The sequence below is a fragment of the Prevotella conceptionensis 9403948 genome (genome assembly GCF_000312305.1).
In the GTDB taxonomy this organism is placed as follows: Bacteria; Bacteroidota; Bacteroidia; order Bacteroidales; family Bacteroidaceae; genus Prevotella; species Prevotella conceptionensis.
The window spans coordinates 1-1447 of the sequence record NZ_HE999475.1; the positions used below are offsets into that span (position 1 = coordinate 1).

Below are 1447 nucleotides of genomic sequence, written 5' to 3' on the forward strand. Positions count from 1 at the left end.
AGCATGGTGTTTCCTTCTTGAACAAGGATTCCATCCTTAGGGATGTACTTGTAGAGGTGTTCTGTATCTGTCACATATATCTTATTTTTATACACGAATGTGAATGCCCCCTTCGGAAGCACCAATGCGTTGTCTGTATTGAGTGAACTAACACTCAAATCCTTGAACAGGCTAATATATGTGTTTTCTCCGATGTTTACGCTGTGTACAAATCCTACTTCAGATTTTGTAGAGGGAGGAAAGTCCGGAGAGTCCTTTCCGCATGAGGTGAGACCTACAAGAGATAGCAACACAAGGGCTGCGATTAAAAAATAATGTTTCATTTTATTTGTTTTTAAATTGGTAATATATTACAAACTCATTGCTCCGCCCGATGTTTTGTCGCGGAACAGATTAAAACGCAATTTTGTTTTAAAAGTGCGTCCTTGCAGTGGCATCTTGAATTCCATATAGTTCTCCTTGTCAAAGATGTTCTCAACTTCGAAACTCAATGAAATGTTGTTGTGCCAAAAGGATTGTTGAAGGCCTATGGTAAACACATCGTTGGAGGGGATAATCCATTTTTTACGCTGGTCGGACAGTGTGCTCATTTGCCATCCCCAATCGAATTCTCCGACATGGGACACATCCATATAAATTCTAGATAGTTCATTTCGCCCCAGCAAATTTTCTGCATGATACTCCAAACCATAGTTGAAAATAGAAAGACGGTATGTTGGGTACATGTTTATTATATGTGGGATTATCCGTCCCTTTTGTATCGTTTAACCATTTCTGCCGGTCTCGAATGTCCTGTAGTGTAAGATTGAAATATGTATAGATGTTTGGTGTCACGTCTACTTTCAAATCGGTATCAAATCCCATCGTGCTCGTCTTTCCCAAGTTTGTGTAGATGGAACGGATATCAGTGGGGAAAAGCCTTATCATATTCTGGATATACATGTAATAGAAGTTTGTTTCCCACTGCACGCGGGTAAGTCCCATCACATTTCTTGTATCTATGATGGTTCCAACGTTCAGGTTGTCTCCAATTTCAGGCAGTAAGTTCACTGATGGCTTGATGCTCATTCCGTTACCGAAAAGTTCTCCTGTGTCAGGGAGTCTCACATTGTGTGAAAACGAGAACTTTCCCCTCACGCCTTTCCAAAACTCATAGCTCACTCCCTCACTAAATCCGTAGTACGTTTTGTTCACACTTGTCTGTTTGGGAGCTGATGCATCTTTCATTTGGGCTTTCGACAAGGCATCGCTTGTTCTAAAGATTTTTGACTTCAGATAGTAAATGCTTATCGTCAAGGAATTCTGAAAACGATGATTGGAAGAGGCATACAAATGACAGAGTCCGATATTGTTTGAAATCATTTTGCTGGGAAACGAGCTAGGATCGAACCCGAGATAGTCATTCATGCGTTCATCTTTAGGACGGTAGTCCGAAAGAGCAAGTTGA

The 1447-nt window shown here is 40.8% G+C and carries 2 pseudogenes; both read right to left on the minus strand.

The features are described 5' to 3' along the window. Positions 1-323: pseudogene (locus BN93_RS15745) on the minus strand (YncE family protein); the annotation flags it as partial. A gap of 27 nt (positions 324-350) precedes the next feature. Next, positions 351-1447 (minus strand): annotated as a pseudogene (locus tag BN93_RS15750) (TonB-dependent receptor domain-containing protein); the annotation flags it as partial.